Source organism: Vicinamibacterales bacterium (assembly GCA_036496585.1).
Taxonomy (GTDB): Bacteria; Acidobacteriota; Vicinamibacteria; order Vicinamibacterales; family 2-12-FULL-66-21; genus JAICSD01.
This window is the reverse complement of the sequence record DASXLB010000028.1, coordinates 99149-114794: the sequence shown is the minus strand read 5'-3', so window position 1 is coordinate 114794 and position 15646 is coordinate 99149. Positions and strand designations below refer to the sequence as shown.

Below are 15646 nucleotides of genomic sequence, written 5' to 3'. Positions count from 1 at the left end.
GAAACCGATCGCGGGAGTTCAGGAGATCCGGAGCCGCGGGGCAACGGGATGAGTCGTGGATCTGCGATGCTGAAGCACCCATGCCCGAGCTTCCCGAAGTCGAAACCGTTCGCCGCCGTCTCGAACCCGCGATGGCGGGCAAGGCGTTCGTGCGGGTCATCCTCAACCGCCCCGATCTGCGCACGCCGTTTCCGCCGCGCTTCGCGGCGCGGCTGACGGGGAAGACGGCGCTCGCGGTCCAGCGGCGCGCCAAATATCTCGTCGTCCCGCTCTCGTCTGGGGAGACGCTCGTGATGCACCTCGGCATGTCGGGCTGGTTCGAAATCGACGTCAGGCGCGAGGATCCGGAGGACGCGCGCCACGATCACGTGATCTTCCGGATGTCTTCCCGGCGGGTCGTCACCTTCAACGATCCTCGGCGGTTCGGGTTCATGGATCTGGTCGCGCGAGGCGCGGCGCATCCCGTCCTCAGCACGCTCGGCCCGGAACCGCTGTCGCCCGAGTTCGACGCAGCCGCGCTGGCCAAAGCGGTGACGGGCAGGAAGGCCCCGCTCAAATCGCTGCTCCTCGACCAGCATGTCGTCGCCGGGCTCGGCAACATCTATGTGGTGGAGGCCCTGCATGTTGCGAAGCTGTCGCCGGAGCGTCAGGCGTCGACGATGGCGACGCGGGCGGGAGCGCCGACAGACGCGGCGCGGCAGCTCGTGCGGGCGATCAAGCAGGTGCTGACCGAAGCGATCGACCGGCAATCGCGCGCGACGTATCGCACCGAACGGTTCCGCGTCTACGATCGCGAAGCCAAACGGTGCCGCCGCCCGGGATGCGGCGGCACCATCGTGCGCCGTAGGTTGGCGGGCCGGTCGACGTTCTTCTGCTCTGTCTGCCAGCGATGAACGACACGCCCGTTCCGTGCGGGGTCGCGTGCGGTCGCTCATGGCATGCTTGTATGCGACATGCCCGAGCCGTCAACAGCCGAGCTGCGGATTCCCGAAGCGCGCGCTCTGCTCGCGCTCGCGATCGGCGTCATCGTGATCGCCGCGCTCTACGTGGCGAAGGAGGTCTTCATCCCGATCACGCTGGCCGTGATCCTGTCGTTCATCCTGTCGCCGCTCGTCAACCTGCTCGGCCGCCTCGGACTCTGGCGCGCGCCGGCGGTCGTCGCCAGCGTGCTGGTCGCGCTCGGGGTGATTGGACTCATCGCCACGCTCCTCGGCACCCAGGCGTCGACGCTCGCTGACAACGCGCCGCAATACGCCGAAACGATCGGCCGCAAGATCGACGGCGCGCAGACATTCGCGACGGCGCGCTTCGATGCGCTCGCCAGGCTGATTCCCGGCGTGACGCGCCCGCCGGCCGCCGCACCGCCGGCTCCGGTCCGGACGCCGGCGGGCCGCGCGCGCAGCGCCACCCCCGCGTCGCCGACCGTCGTCGAAGTCGCGCCGCAGGCGGCCTCGCCGTTCGCGATGGCCGGTACCATCATCAAGCCGGTGGTGGGACCCCTCGAAACCACAGTCATCGTCATCGTCGTCGCGATCTTCATCCTGATCCAGAAGGAGGACCTGCGCGACCGCTTCATTCGCCTGGTGGGCTCCTCGGATCTGAACCGCACGACGCTCGCGATCGACGACGCGGGCCAGCGGCTGAGCCGCTATTTCGTGTCGCAACTCGCCGTCAACACGACCTTTGGCATCGTGATCGGCGTGGGATTGTGGGCGATCGGGATTCCATCGCCGGCGGTGTGGGGCGTGCTGGCCGGCGTGCTGCGGTTCGTGCCCTACGTCGGTCCGATCCTTGCCGCCATCGCACCGCTGGCGCTGGCCGCCGGCGTCGATCCGGGCTGGACGGCTGCCGTCTACGTCGGCCTGCTCTTCGTCGTCGTCGAGCCGATCACGGGTTACGTTGTCGAACCGCTGCTCTACGGCCACTCGACCGGGCTGTCGCCGATCTCGGTGATCGTGGCCGCGCTGTTCTGGACATGGCTGTGGGGGCCGATGGGCCTCATTCTGTCCACGCCGCTGACGTTGTGTCTCGTCGTCGTGGGCCGCCATGCGAAGCCTCTCGAGTTCTTCGACGTACTGCTCGGAGACCGGCCGGCGCTGCCGGCCGCCGATCGTATCTACCAGCGGATCCTGTCCGGCGATCTCGACGACATCCTGGCGCACGCCGAGGCCTACGTCGCCGGCCATTCGCTGGTGGAGTACTACGACTGCGTGGCCTTGCCCGCCCTGGTGCTGGCCGCGCACGACGAAGCGCGTGGATCGCTCGAGCCGACGCGGGTGGAGGCGATCCTCCGGTTGATGACGTCGATCGTCGACGAGCTCGGACGCCTGACGGCGACGCGGAACGGCGAACCGCCGGCCGCCAGGGACGGCGTCGTGGCGTGTGTCGCCGGGCGCGGCTGCCTCGACGAAGTGGTGGCGGCGATGCTGGAGCAGTTGCTGACGCGGGACGGTTTCCGGACCGAGCGCGTGCCGCATCACGCGGTGTCACGCGCCGAGATCGGCGGGCTCGATCTCACCGGCGTCAGCGCGGTCGCGATCGCGCATCTCGAGTTGAACGGCTCGCCGCCGCATCTCAGGTACCTCGTCGATCGCGTCCGCCATCAGGCGCCTGCAGCGACGCTCGTCGTCGGCATGTGGCCGGCCGGTGACGCGATGCTGAGCGACGACGCTGCACGCAAGTCGGTCGGCGCGGATCGCTACACCGGATCGCTCGGCGACACGATCGCCGCCTTGAGCTGGGGCGAGAGGCCGCCTTTCCGCGCGACGACGAACGACGACAGCGCGAGCCATCGTGCCAGCGTGCGCAGCTCCGCCGCCAGCGCCAAGGCGACGCGCGCGGCGTCGAAGCCCGGCTCGAGATAGGCGGCGTGCACGATCAGCGTCGAGCGCTTGCGATCCGCCTTGAGATCGACGCGCGCGGCGAACCGATCACCGAGCAGGAACGGCAGCACGTAGTAGCCGTGGACCCGCTTCGGGCCCGGCACGTAAATCTCGATCTGGTAGTCGAAGCCGAACACGGCTTTGGTCCACTTGCGCTCCCACAGCACCGGATCGAATGGCGACACGATGGCGCGCGCCTCGATCGCGCGCGGGATTCGTGCGCCCGCCGCCAGGTAGGCCGGCGCCTTCCAGCCCTCGACGCCGACGCGCACGAGTTGACGGTCCTCGACGAGCTCGTCGAAGAGTCGCTGTCCCCCTCCGGGCTTGCGGAGGCCGTCGGGCGTGAGCCGATCCCACCAGGCGTCGATGTGAAAGTACTGCGCGATGTCTCTTGCGGTGCCAACGCCCATCGCGCGGGCCGCGCGGACGAGCAGCGACTTGCGTGCGTCGTCAGGCGCGGCGCGCGGCGCATTCCAGACCGCTTCGGGAATGACGCGCTCGGAAAGATCGTAAAGGCGCTCGAAATGGCGGCGTCCCGCAATCGCCAGGTGTCCCTGGCGAAACAGCAGTTCGAGCGCTTCCTTGCCGTCCGACCATCCCCACCACGGCCCCGTGCTCTTGCCGCCGATCGACAGCTCACCGGCCGCGAGCGGGCCACGCGTCGAGACTTCCTCGCGGACGCGTTCCAGGAACGCGCGTTTCTTCTTCGGCAGCGCCGACCAGGCCTCCCGCTGGTTGTCCATCCGCCAGCGCATCAGCGGATACAGATCCATCGGCAGGAAACACGCCGCGTGTCCCCAGTACTCGAACAACTCGCGGCGGCTGTGCGCGAGATCGTCGAGCGCCGCGGTCGGATATGGCCCGTACCGCGAGAACGTCGGCAGGTAATGCGCGCGCGCGAGGACGTTGACCGAGTCGATTTGGATCGCGCCAAGCCGGGCCGCGGTGGCACGCACGTGTGGCACACCGGCTCGCGTCGGGCGCGCGGCGCCGAAACCGAGCGACGTCAGCGCCAGCCGCCGCGCGTCCGCAAGTGAGAGGTGGGTGCCGCGTGGCAATGACGTGAACCCGGGAATTGTACGCAGAAAGTGGACGTGGCGCGATCGTTCGACGTTCCGGATCGCCCAGTTTCGTCGGTCAGGACCCCGTCGTCTTGCTCACCGTGATGCGCGCCTGCTCGACGATCACCGGATACGAGTAGCCGCTGCCGATGTCCTTGTTGATCCCGACCAGACCGGTGGCGACGGCGGTATCGCCCGGCTTGACCGCCACGTCGCCAGCCGCCGTCACCGTGATGTCGTTGCTGCCGTCGCCCGCGCTGCCGGTGCCGTCCTGCAGATGGATCCAGGTCAGGCCGAGGATGCCGGCGTTCAGCTTGACGACGACGCCGTGGACGGTGACCGGCTTGCCGGCGAGCGCCGTGCGGTTCGCCCACAGTGCCGCGATCGTGACGCCGCCGGCCGGCGCTGGCATCGGCGTGGTGACGGCGGACGGCGTCGAGCGGACCCCGGCATGCGGATCACCCGCTGGCGCACTGGCTGACGGCGCTCCGGCTGGGGTGATCTGCGTGACGAAATACAGGAGCGGAAAATCGCGCTTCAGGCTTGCGCTGTGGAAGTTGACCATCGGCATCTCGAGCGATACGCGCACCTGTTCGCCGATCCTCACGGCAAACTCAGGGGCCGCGGCCCAGATATCGCCGTTGGCGCCGTGCACCCGCACGTAGGTGTAGGATGCCGCGTTCATGGTCTCGACCACCGCGCCCGTCACCGTTCCCGATGCCGGTGCCGGCGCCGCCCCGGCAGCCGCCGGCGCGGAAGCCGGCCGCGTCGCCACCGCCACGGCCCGCGGGGTGGGCGCCTCGGGCTTCGAGCAGGCGCAGCAGGCGGCAAGTAACACTAGAAGGGCGCGGCTGGATGGATTCACGCCCCCATCGTGTCACCAGCCGGCGTTTTGCCCAAACCTCCCTTCCGCGGCCTGCGTCTAATTCCCCGGAATGGAAACACTGCTGCAAGATCTCCGTTTCGCGGTCCGAGGCTACCTTCGAGCCCCGGCTTTCCCACTTGCGGCCATCGCCACACTGGCGCTCGGGATCGGCGCGACGACGGCTATCTTCAGCACGCTCAACGCGGTCCTGCTCAAGCCGTTACCCTATCCGGACGCCAACAATCTCTACAGCATCCGGACGACGCTGACCGACGGGCGCGTCACGACCGGCTTGCTGTCGAACGGCGAGATCTCCCGCCTCAACGGCACGACGTCGACGATCGTGCGCGCCGCGGGCCTGCAGAGTAACGATCTCACGCTGCTCCACAAGGACGGCACCCCGCAGCACGTCAAGGTCTATGGCGTGACGGAAGGGTTCTTCGACCTCTTCGGCCTGCCGATGACGCTGGGCGGCTTCACGCACCAGAACTTCGCCCGCCCCGTGCCGCCGCCACCGCCGGCGCCCGGCACGCCGCCCCGACAGGCACCGGCCGGGCCACCGCCGGCACCGCCGGTTGTCGTCATCTCGTATCGCGTCTGGCAGGAGCTCTTCAACGCTGACCCCGCGATCGTCGGCAAGCCGATTCACTTCGCCGAGATCAACACGACGATCGCCGGCGTGGCCGGGCGGGACTTCGACACGCCGCACGGCGGCGACTTCTGGTTCAGCCAGCAGCTCGCGCCCGACGACATCAATCACTTCTTCGAAGGCTTCATGCGTTTGAAGCCGGGCGCGACGCTGCCTCGGGCGAGCGCCGAAATGACGCCGATCATGAACAAGCTCGGCCAGGACTTCCCAGCCGCCGACAAGAACCGCGCCTACGTCACGCGGTCGCTCGTCGCGCAGGTGGTCGGCGACCTTGGCCCGATTCTCGTGATCGTGATGTCGGCGACAGGCCTGCTGTTGCTGCTCGGATGCGTGAACGTCGCCAACCTGCTGCTGGCGCGCGGCGCGGCGCGGGCCCGCGAAATGGCCGTGCGGGTCGCCATCGGCGCGCCGCGGTCGCGCATCATCCGGCAGCTGCTCACCGAGTCGGTGCTGCTGGCGACCTGCGGCGCCGTCCTCGGTTTCGCGCTGGCGTGGCTCGGCGTCCGCGCGCTGCTCGCGCTCGGCGCGTCGAAGCTGCCGCGGCTCGACGCCGTCAGCTTCGACGGCCGCGTGCTGCTGTTCTCACTCGTGGCGCTGGTCGTCAGCGGCCTGCTGGTCGGCTTCGCACCGGCCCTGCGCCTGGCGGCGACGGACGTCCGCACGCTGATGAGCGAGAGCACACGCTCGGCGAGCGGCGGCCGCGGCACCGCGCGCTGGCTGAGCACGATGACGGTGATCGAGATCGCGCTCGCGATCCTGCTCGTCGCTGGCGCCGGCTGGCTGGTGCGTGGTTTCGCCAACCTGCGCACGACCGATCTCGGCTTCGCTGCCGACCAGCGCCTCATCTTCGACGTCTCGTTCCTCGGCCCGAAGTATCCCAACCCCGACGCCGTCGTCACGGCCTCACAAACGCTGATGGATCGGCTCGCCGCGCTGCCGGGCGTCACCGGCGTCGGCTCGACTTCGAGCTTTCCGCTGAGGAACACGCTCGAGAGCTCCCTCATCGCCGCGTTCCACGGGCATCCCGTCGATCCCGCGCACCCGATGGGCACGCGCCAGCGCCTCGCCAGCGCCGGCTACTTCCAGGCGACCGGCACGCGCCTGCTGCAGGGACGCGATTTCGGGCCGGACGATCGCCGCAACACGCGCGCGGTGGCGATCGTCAACCGCACCTTCGTCAAGCGCTATCTGAACGGATCCGATCCGATCGGCCTGCAGTTTTCCGCCGGCTATCCCGATCCCGATCCCAGCAACGAAGTCATCGTGATCGGCGTCGTCGACGATGTCCGCCAGAAGACAGTGGCCGACGAGGCGGAGCCGGCCTTCTACCAGGCGATGTCGCAGAACCCGCTCCGTCGCCAGACCGTGGTGGTGGCGACGTCGGCGAGAGACACCGGAGCGCTGCAGTCGGCGATCCGCGGCGAAATGCGCGGCTTCGATCCGCAGGTTGCCGTCGAGTTCGAACTGGTGCGCGACCTGGTGGACGGGACGCTCCGGCGGCAGCAACTGGGTATGACGCTGATGCTGATCTTCGGCAGCGTGGCGGTCCTGCTCGCCGCCATCGGTATCTACGGCGTCGTCGCCTACGCAGTATCGCAGCGCCGCGGCGAGATGGCGACGCGCCTGGCGCTCGGCGCGACGCCCGGCAGCGTGTTCCTGCTGGTCATGCGCCAGGGCGCGCTGCTGGCGCTCACCGGTACGGCGATCGGCCTGTTCATCGCCTACTTGTCGGGACGCATCGTCGCCAGCCAGATCTACGCGATTCGCGCCTCTGACCCGCTCATGCTCGGCGCGGCGATCGTCCTGGTGGCGGGCATCACCGCGCTGGCGACGATGATCCCGGCGTGGCGCGCGTCGCGGCTGGCGCCGTCAGGCGTGCTGCACACCGACTAGCGCGCGCCGGCGGCCCGCCGCCACGAGAGGCCTCGCCTGGCGCACTACTGGCCGCGCCGCAGCGCGCGCCCTGTGTGGACGACGGTCGTCCGGCCGTCCTGGAAGACGATCTGGCCGTTGACCCACACCGTCTTGACGCCGACCGCCTGCGACTGCGCGTGTCCGAAGTCGGCGCGGTCGGCCACCGTCGCGGGATCGAACAGTACGAGATCGGCGGCGTAGTCCGTTCCGATCCGCCCGCGGTGCGCCAGGCCCGCATTGGCGGCCGCAAGGCTCGTCATCTTGCGAACGGCTTCTTCGAGAGAGAAGAGTCTCTTGTCGCGCACGTATGGACCGAGTACTTTCGCGAACGACCCGAAGCCGCGCGGATGCAGGCCGTGCGACATGCCGTCGCTGCAGATATTCGCGAACGGCCACTGCACCAGGCGCTCGACGTCGGCGTCGGACATCCCCTTCGCGACGATGCCGGCGGCATCCCCATCGGGCTCGGCGAGCAGATCCATCAACGACTGCGCCGGTGACGCGTTCCGGATCGCGGCGACCTGCGCAAGCGTTCTGCCGGCGTAGTCGGGGTGGGCAGGAAACGAATTGAAGATGATGTCGCCGGGAAGCGCGACGTGCGCGAGCACGAACTCCGTCTCGCGGCGGTCGCTGAAGTTTCGCTTCGGGTAGAGCACGCCGAGATTCGACTGCCAATATGTGTAGGGATAGATGTCGGCCGTCAGCTGTACCCCGGACGCGCGAGCCTTGTCGAGCGCGGCGCGGAGCTTCCCGGCCTGGCCCCAGAGGTCGTGCATGCCGAGCTTGATGTGCGACACCTGTACCGGCATACCGGTGACGCGGCCGATCGTGACGATCTCGTCGAGCGCGTCCCAGAAATCGCGATCCTCGCTGCGCAGGTGGCTCATGTAGCGGCCGCCGGCGTCCGCGGCGACCCGGGCAAGCGCCAGGACCTCCTCACGCGAGGAGTAGATGCCGGGATCGTACTCGAGCCCGGTCGACAGCCCCAGCGCGCCGGCGTCCATCTCCGTCTGCACCAGCGCCTTCATGCGATCGATCTCCGCGGCCGTCGCGGGACGCTTGAAGTCATCGCCCATCACGCGGCCACGGATCGAACCGTGGCCGGCAAACGACGCCACGTTGACCGACACCGGCTGCGCCTCGAGCGCAGCAAAGCGCTTGCTGAGATCGATGCCGCCGCCGTCCTGGCCGACGACGATGGTCGTCACTCCCTGGCTGACCATCGCCAGCGCGTCGGGTGCCTCGGCGAGCCCGCGGTCGTGATGGCTGTGCGTGTCGATGAAGCCCGGGGCGAGCGCGAGACCGGCCGCATCGACAACCTGTTCGCCGGCGTACGGCTCGAGTCGGCCGATGGCGGCGATGTGGTCCCCGTCAATCCGTACATCCGCCTGGCGTGAGGGGCCGCCGCTGCCGTCGATCAGGCGGGCGTGACGGATGAGCGTTGTCGACGAGGGCGCTGACGCGGCGCCGACGAGCGCTGCGGCCAGCGTCAGAAGGGCGAGTCGGATCAGATGCCGGTGGACCACGCCCGGCCGCTCGCGACCACGCCCATCCTGACGCCGCTGTCGGGCGTCGCCGTTTGTCATGCGCTACTTCGCCATTCGTGATTCGTCACTGGTCGTGCCACGACGTCCACCGCCAGGCGTCGGAGCGCCTGTCGGCACGTCGATGTTCACCGGACGGCCGTCGACGAACACGCGTCGGATGTGCGGCGGGTCGGCGAATAGATCCCCTTCGACCACGAGCAGGTTGGCGATCTTGCCCTTTGCGAGGGTGCCGACACGGGCGTCGGCGCCGGCGATCTTTGCCGCGTTGACGGTCAGGGCGCGCAGCGCCTGATCCGGCGTCAGGCCGCCGTCCCTCACCGCGCGCGCGGCGGCGCGCAGTAAGTCGGATGGGGCCAGCCCGCCTTCCGACGCGAAAGCGTACGGAATGCCGGCCTTCTCGAGCGCGGCCGGGACCTTGGGCGCGTTCTGCTGCATGCGGGTCACGCGAACCGGCGTGTCGTCGCGACCGCCGCGGCCGCCTGGCGCCGGGTTGCCCGAACCCACGGTCAGGATCACTTTCGCGTGCGCCGCCTTCAGATCGGCCACGGTCTGATCCGCCTCGATGCCGCCGGTGACGATCGGATCGAGGTTGAATTCCTTCGCCATGGCGAGGGCTCGCAGGATCTCGCGCACCTCTCCTGCTTCGAATGACACCGGCATCCTGCGATCGAGCGCCGGCGCCAGCGCGTCGAGTGCCGGCTCGAACACCGGGCGCGCCTGGTCCTGGTGCTTGTCGGCCCAGATGCGCGCCTCCTTCTGCCACTTCGCGTCGTAGAATGCCTGCCGCACGAAGGCGACGTCGCCGAGCAGCGCCGCTGGATAGCCGGCGCCGCCGCGACCGGCCGCGAACGTCACGTGCTGCGCGACCGGCGCCGCGATGACCACCGCACCGCGGCGATAGGCGCCGACGCGGCTCACGTCGTCATCGTCGGGCGGCGCCGCGACGTTGACCAGGGCGCTCTCCCCCTTCAGCAGTCCCGACGGCGGTACGGCGAGCAGGGTGGTGATGCCGGCGGCGGCGAGGCGCTGCATCTCGACGCCCTCGTAGCGCACGTGGCTCGCCGCGTCGAAGTCGGGATTGAGCAGCGCGTCGCGCCGGGTTCGATCGGCATCGGCCCAGGTCGGCGGCGGTGCCGCAGCCGCGCCGCGGCCGCGGCCGCCTCCCTGCCCGTCGGGCGCGGCCTCCGCCGCTGCCGGGGCGGCCGCCGCGGCGACGCGCGGCGGATCGACCGCGGTCGTGTTGGTCATGTCGATCAGGCCGGGGTAGATCGTCAGGTTGGCGCCCTCGACCACGACCGCGTCGGCGGGAATCGCGACGCTCGCGCCGACGTCCTCGATGAGGCCGTTGCGCATCACGAGATTCCCCTTTTCGATCGTCGTCCCGGCGCTGACGATCTTCGCGCCCTGGATCGCGTACACCGGCGCGGCCGGCATCTGCGCGTCAAGTGTCGGGTAGGCGAACGCCGCCACGAACACCAATGCGGGCGCCGCGAACAACGTCCATCGTCTCTCGGCTATCGGATATCGGACATCGATCGCCATCGCTACTCCCTCGCCATGAAGCGCTTGTAGAGTTCCGTGTGCTTGCTCTCGAGCGGCACGTCCCGGCCGGCGATGACGACGTGCTGGATCTGCGAACGAATCTCCAGCGCGTCCCCCTTCATCACGACGAGATTGGCCAGCTTGCCCGGCTCGATGCTGCCAACCAGGCCGTTGACGCCGAGGATGCGCGCGGCGTCGAGCGTGATCGCGCGGATTGCCGTGTCGTGATCGAGGCCCCACGCCACCGACCGCGCGGCCTGGAACGGCACGTCGCGCGAAAACTGGAAGCCGCCGCTTGAAAACGCGAACCGGACGCCGGCTTTCGCGAGGACGCCTGCCGCCTGGTACGGATAGGCGTGGAATTCGTCTTCGCGCGGAGGCAGCGCCAGCACGCTGGTGAGAATCACCGGCACATCGTGCTCCTTGAGGAACCCGGCGACCCGCTGCACGTCAGCGCCGCTGCGGATGACGACTCGCACGTGCTGCTTCTCGGCCCAGGTCACCGCGTCGCGAATCGACTGCTCGGTGCCGGCGCTGACGATGAACGCCTGGCTGCGATTCAGAATGGGGAGGAACGGCTCGAGTGACAGATCGATGGGGTGCCCGGCCGGCGCCTTGGCATACGCCGCGGCCCGTTCGAGGAGCGCCGTCAGCTTCGCGATCTGCTCGGTCGGGGTCGGCCCGCCGGTCGGCCCGCCGCCGCGGCCGCCACCACCCCCGCCGCGGCCACCGCCGCCGCCGCCGCCGCCGGGATACGTCATGACAAGACCGGCGCTCTGGCGCACGCGGCCCTCCTCCCACGTCCACCCGTCGAGATCCATCACCGGCAGCGAGCCGCTGATCACACCGCCGCCCGGTGTCACGGCAACCGTCGTGATCCCCTCGACCCGGTCGATGGGCACCGAATCGCTGTCCATCTGGAACGCGCGCTCGGTCCTGAGCGCCTGGTTCCAGTCGCCGATTTCGCTCACGTCGTCATAGTTGCGCGGTCCGGGCTCGTTGAGCCCGACGTCGGTCCCCGCGTCGACGAAGCCGGGATAGACGTTCGCGCCCGCCGCGTCGACGATCTTCGCGCCGGCCGGAGGCGTGACGCTCTCGCCGACCGCGTCGATGCGGTTGCCCTTGATCACGATGGTGCCGCGCGGAATCACCGCGCCCGACACCGTGACGATGCGCGCGTTGGTGATCGCCCACGCCGGACCGTTGGCGTTGGTCTTGGGGATCTGAAGGATCTCTTCGGGCACGAACGGCTGTGCCGTCGCCGCGGGCGCCGCGGCGCCGTTGCCAGTGCCGTTAGCCGGTGGCGCGACCGTGCGCGTGACGCCCTTCTCCTTCTCGATCGCGGCGACGCGGTCGAGATCCTTGACACGGTCGTAGTAGACGACGCCATCGATGAAGGCACGGTCGACGATCGCCTCGGTGCTGAGCGGATGGTGGTTCCAGATGACGACGTCGGCGTCCTTGCCGACGTCGAGCGAGCCGACGCGGCTGTCGATGCGCAGCTGCTTCGCCGGGTTGATCGTCACCGTCGCCAGCGCCTCGTCGTCGGTGAGGCCGCCGTAACGGACCGTCTTTGCCGCCTCGTTGTTCAGCCGTCGCGCCTGCTCGGCGTCGTCGGAATTGATCGAGACGAGCACCCCCTTGCGCGTCATGATCGCGGCGTTGTAGGGGATCGCGTCTTCCGCCTCGATCTTGTAGCCCCACCAGTCGGAGAAGGTCGAGGCGCCGGCGCCGTGCGCGGCGATTTCCTTGGCCACCTTGTAGCCTTCGAGGACGTGCTGGAAGGTGGCGACCTTGAAGCCCATCTCGTCGGCGACGCGGATCATCATCAGGATTTCGTCGGCGCGGTACGAGTGGCAGTGCACGAGCCGTTTGCCCTCGAGCACCTCGACGAGCGGATCGAGCTGCAAGTCCTTCTTGGGCGGCAGCGGATCCTGCCCTTTCGCCTTCGCCGCGTTGTAGTCGTCCCAGGCCCTTTTGTAAGCCTTGGCGCGTGTGAAGGCGTCGCGCATCACGTAGTCGACGCCCTGGCGCGTGCTGGGAAAGCGTTCGGGCGGCGTCGCCGCCTGGCCGCGTTTGCGGGTGACGTTCTCGCCGAGCGCGAACTTGATCCCCGGCAGCGCCCCGTCGAAGACGATGTCCTCGGGACGCGTCTTGCCCCAGCGCAGCTTGATCACCAGCGTCTTGCCGCCAATCGCGTTGGCACTGCCGTGCAGGATGTTGGCGGTCGTCGTACCGCCGGCGAGGTCGCGGTAGATGTCGATGTCGGTGGGGTCGAGCACGTCGCCCATGCCGACCATCGAGCTGACGGACGTGCCCCCCTCGTTGATGTCGTCGTTGGCGATGTGCGAGTGGGCGTCGATGAGCCCCGGCGAGACGAACTTGCCGCTGCCGTCGATCACCTCGGCGCCCGCCGGGATGCTGACGGCGCTGCCGATCGCGGCGATCTTACCGTTCTGCAAGACGATCGTGCCCGCCGCGATGGTGCCGTGACTGACGGTCAGCAGCGTCGCGTTGCGGATGGCGACGACGCCGGTGGCGGCGGCCTGGCCGCCGAGGCGCGCTGCCGAGCCGGGCAGCGCCACGATGGCGGCAAGTATGAAAACAGCGGCGCCCAGTCGGGCGTATCGGTAGTGCACCGGAATCCTCCAGGAGAGCGGAACGCCGCACTCTATCGTACGGCGCGTCGTATGCCCGGATATAAACGGTCCCCTGGCACCTCGCTTGCTACGAACGCGTCCGGAGAGCCGTTGTATGAAGATTGCAGGTATCGTGCTGATCGTCCTGGGTGTTCTCGGCCTCGCCTACGGCGGCTTCGGCTACACCAGGGACAAGAAAGTCGTCGATCTCGGCCCGCTGCAGGCGACGACACGGACACACGAGACCGTGCCGGTACCGCCGCTCGTCTCAGGGGCGGCCGTGGTCGCCGGCATTGCCATGCTCGTCGCGTCGTCACGGAAGGTGTGAAGGCCCGGCTTACCGGACGCTGACTGGCCGCGAGGCGAACACCGCGAGGTCGATCGTCCCGGCGACGGCTTCGTAGCCCGCTGCATTCAAATGCAGATGATCGCCGGCGTCGAATCGCAGCAGTGTCTTCGTGGGCTGGGCGGGATCGTGCACGGCCGCGTCGAAGTCGAAGACCGCGTCGTACCCCTGGCCGCCGCGGATCCACTCATTCAGTTGGCGCCGCTTGGCCTCTCCTTCGGGCGTCCAATAGGCGGCCCCCTCGAACGGCGTCAGAGTGGCGCCGTAGACGCGAAGACCGTGAGCGTGGGCGCGAGCGATGATCTGCTGGTGCGCAGCGATGAGATCGGCGGCCGCCGGCGACGGACTCTGGCGTGCCTGGCCGATGTCGTTGATGCCCTCGAGCACGATCACCGCCGTCACACCGGGCTGCGCGATGACGTCACGATCGAAGCGTGCCAGGGCCGACGGACCGTTCCCCTCGTTGAGCAGCCGGTTGCCGCCGATACCGGCATTGAGTACGGCCACACGCGCCCCCGCGGCGGTGAGGCGGCGGGCCAGATAGTCCGGCCACCGGTGGTTGGCGTCGAGGCCCGAGGCGGTGCCGTCGGTGATCGAGTCGCCGAGCGCGACGATGACGCCGGCGTCCGCCGGCGCGGCCACCTCGACGCGCGTCAGGAAGAACCACGTGGCTGACTGCAGCCCGTCGGCACGCCGATAGGTCGTCGTCGCCTCGACAGGCATGGTCGCCCGGCCGGCGAAATTGCCGGGCGCCGAGACATAGCTGGTCTGCCACGATGCAGGATGGGTCGTGGCCGGCGACGCCATCGCCCCGGTGTCGCCGGGAAGAAAGAGATCGATGGCGAGGTCGGAGAAATCCGGGGCCTCGAGATTCACCGGATCGCTGAGCAGGACAGCGCCTGCCGGGATCGTGGCCTGCGCGACGCCGTCGAACGTGAGCGGCCGAGCCGATGCCGCAACGATCGCCGCGTCGTGGTCGCGGCGGGCGACGCTCGCGGCGCCGATGCGCAGACCGGCTGTCCCGAACGTGTTGGTGAAGACGACGCGCAGCCGAGCGCCGCCGTGCGTGATGTGGACGATTTGACGCAGCGTTTGATCGCTCACCCGCAAGAGCGACTGCCCGCTGGTCGCCGGGGGGGCGCCCGTCGCGGCCGGCGCGTCGACGCGGGCGGTCGACGCCGCGAACCATGTGCCAATCCAGCGCTCGCCGGCTGCGGCGCCCGCCAGCGGTCGCTCGGGCAACACCAGCGCCACCGCCACCGCGGCGGCGAGACACGCCTTCATCGGCGATCCGACGCGGCGAGCGTGTCCTTCAGCCATGCAATCATCTCGGCCTTGTAGTGCTGCTGGTCGGCATCCTTCCAGGTGCCCATGCCGTGGCCGCCGGCTTCGACGGTGATGATGTCGCAGCGCGCGCCGACCGCGCGCATCGCCGCGCACATCATCGTCGATTGCTCGTAGGGGACCTGATCGTCGCGCGTCCCGTGGATGGCGAGAAACGGCGGCATGCCGCGGTGGACGGCGTAGATCGGCGACACGGCCTTGAGTTTCGCGAATCCCGCCTCGTCATAGCCTTCGGCGCCGAGGAAGGCGATGCTGCCGCCGTTCTTCATGTGCCCGCTGATCGACGTCATGTTGAAGCGGTTCGGATAGGCCTGACGCTGGCGCGCGATCTTCTCGTAGTCGACCGGACCATAGATGTCGACGACCGCAGCGACGGTCGTCTCGGGCGTTTCATGCGTGCCGGCGTAGTTGACCAGGAAACCGCCGGCGGACTCACCGGCCAGCACGATCCGCTTCGGATCGACGTGGTAGGCGGCGGCATTCGCCCGTAGCCAGCGGATCGCGGCGTCGACGTCGTCCTTCGCCTCGGCGAAGCGGAATTCCGGCGCCATCCGGTAGTCGATGCTGAACCAGGCGAACCCGGCGTCGGCGAGCGGCTGGAACGTCGGCGCCATGTTGGTGGCGCGGCTGCCGCCATCGAAGCCGCCACCGTGGACGAGGATGGCCGCGGGGAACGGACCCGGGCCATCCGGCACATGGGCGTCCAGCAGCAGCGCGTGACCGTTCGGCTTTCCGAACTCGATTCCCGTCTGCGTGATCGGCGCGAATGCGACGGCGCAGAACACGGCAGCGATGATGGCTCGCATGACGCGGACTCTATCAGAGAACCCCATTGCGGCCGCGACTTGCTACGATAC

At 69.1% G+C, this 15646-nt stretch carries 10 protein-coding genes and 1 pseudogene; 4 read left to right on the top strand and 7 right to left on the bottom strand.

Annotated elements, in window-relative coordinates:
* Positions 1 to 80: 80 nt before the first annotated feature.
* On the top strand, positions 81 to 893 hold the full coding sequence (gene mutM, locus VGI12_09200) for a bifunctional DNA-formamidopyrimidine glycosylase/DNA-(apurinic or apyrimidinic site) lyase (protein ID HEY2432833.1): 813 nt from the start codon (positions 81 to 83) through the stop codon (positions 891 to 893).
* Positions 894 to 938: 45 nt separating this feature from the next.
* Positions 939 to 2021 (top strand): annotated as a pseudogene (locus tag VGI12_09195) (AI-2E family transporter).
* A gap of 677 nt (positions 2022 to 2698) precedes the next feature.
* Here the strand turns inward: VGI12_09195 and VGI12_09190 are convergent.
* The gene (locus tag VGI12_09190) at positions 2699 to 3940 is read right to left on the bottom strand and encodes a crosslink repair DNA glycosylase YcaQ family protein (protein HEY2432832.1); all 1242 of its coding nucleotides are present in this window, start codon (positions 3938 to 3940) and stop codon (positions 2699 to 2701) included.
* Positions 3941 to 4019: 79 nt separating this feature from the next.
* Positions 4020 to 4808 carry a hypothetical protein gene (locus tag VGI12_09185; GenBank protein HEY2432831.1) on the bottom strand — a complete coding sequence of 263 codons (789 nt, stop codon included), beginning with the start codon at positions 4806 to 4808 and terminating at the stop codon, positions 4020 to 4022.
* A gap of 70 nt (positions 4809 to 4878) precedes the next feature.
* On the opposite strand from VGI12_09185, the gene VGI12_09180 reads away from it, so the two are divergent.
* Complete coding sequence (locus tag VGI12_09180; protein HEY2432830.1) at positions 4879 to 7350, top strand: ABC transporter permease; 2472 nt, start codon at positions 4879 to 4881, stop codon at positions 7348 to 7350.
* A gap of 44 nt (positions 7351 to 7394) precedes the next feature.
* Here the strand turns inward: VGI12_09180 and VGI12_09175 are convergent, their stop codons facing one another.
* From VGI12_09175 to VGI12_09165, 3 genes are read right to left on the bottom strand one after another with little or no spacing between them, the layout of a single operon-like run.
* Positions 7395 to 8957 (bottom strand): D-aminoacylase, encoded by a 1563-nt coding sequence (locus tag VGI12_09175; GenBank protein ID HEY2432829.1) that lies wholly within the window; start codon positions 8955 to 8957, stop codon positions 7395 to 7397.
* Positions 8958 to 8960: 3 nt separating this feature from the next.
* On the bottom strand, positions 8961 to 10460 hold the full coding sequence (locus VGI12_09170; GenBank protein HEY2432828.1) for an amidohydrolase family protein: 1500 nt from the start codon (positions 10458 to 10460) through the stop codon (positions 8961 to 8963).
* 2 nt (positions 10461 to 10462) lie between these two features.
* Complete coding sequence (locus VGI12_09165; GenBank protein HEY2432827.1) at positions 10463 to 13099, bottom strand: amidohydrolase family protein; 2637 nt, start codon at positions 13097 to 13099, stop codon at positions 10463 to 10465.
* 115 nt (positions 13100 to 13214) lie between these two features.
* Here VGI12_09165 and VGI12_09160 point away from each other — a divergent pair, with 115 nt between their 5' ends.
* Positions 13215 to 13427 (top strand): hypothetical protein, encoded by a 213-nt coding sequence (locus VGI12_09160; GenBank protein HEY2432826.1) that lies wholly within the window; start codon positions 13215 to 13217, stop codon positions 13425 to 13427.
* Positions 13428 to 13436: 9 nt separating this feature from the next.
* Here VGI12_09160 and VGI12_09155 read toward each other — a convergent pair whose 3' ends face one another.
* Together VGI12_09155 and VGI12_09150 are read right to left on the bottom strand one after the other, a co-directional pair.
* On the bottom strand, positions 13437 to 14729 hold the full coding sequence (locus VGI12_09155) for an SGNH/GDSL hydrolase family protein (GenBank protein HEY2432825.1): 1293 nt from the start codon (positions 14727 to 14729) through the stop codon (positions 13437 to 13439).
* Positions 14726 to 15595: an alpha/beta hydrolase gene (locus VGI12_09150; GenBank protein HEY2432824.1), complete on the bottom strand. Its 870-nt coding sequence runs from the start codon at positions 15593 to 15595 to the stop codon at positions 14726 to 14728. Before VGI12_09150 ends, VGI12_09155 begins: the two co-directional genes overlap by 4 nt.
* Between the last annotated feature and the right edge of the window lie 51 nt (positions 15596 to 15646).